Origin of the sequence: Heliobacterium chlorum (assembly GCF_014502795.1) — a bacterium.
Taxonomy (GTDB): Bacteria; Bacillota; Desulfitobacteriia; order Heliobacteriales; family Heliobacteriaceae; genus Heliobacterium; species Heliobacterium chlorum.
The window spans coordinates 1-375 of record NZ_JACVHF010000190.1 but is presented as its reverse complement, the minus strand read 5'-3'; the positions used below and the strand labels follow the sequence as shown (position 1 = coordinate 375).

Sequence of the window (375 nt, the reverse complement as noted above, 5' to 3'; positions counted from 1 at the left end):
AATATTTAACTTAATGCCCAATCCATTACTCTCCAGTAATCTTTCGAAAAACCTCAAAAAGTATTTCCTGGACTCTAGTAACTGTTCTATTTCTGTTGAACTGAGTACTTGAAAATCACAGTTCCAATGGCAGTTATCTTTATTCTCCAGTAAACCTCCAGCCAATGTAATTATTTCATCCTGTGAATCATTCGAAAGTAGCTTGTCCGATATAAAGATCACCTTTATGTAGTTGGCTCTGCTAAAATTCAATTCCTCTTCTATCCCTTTTAGATACGGATAATCTTCTAATGAACTGGGTCGGCGATAATCGACCAAGACCATGAAACTAATCAAGTCTCCGCAATAACCGTCTCTCAATAGAAATATTTCTAC

1 protein-coding gene is annotated in these 375 nt (G+C 36.0%); it reads right to left on the bottom strand.

Translation table 11 applies throughout. The features are described 5' to 3' along the window. Positions 1-324: hypothetical protein (locus H1S01_RS21285; RefSeq protein ID WP_207732458.1), on the bottom strand; the 324-nt coding region annotated here is incomplete at its 3' end. Positions 325-375 lie beyond the last annotated feature (51 nt).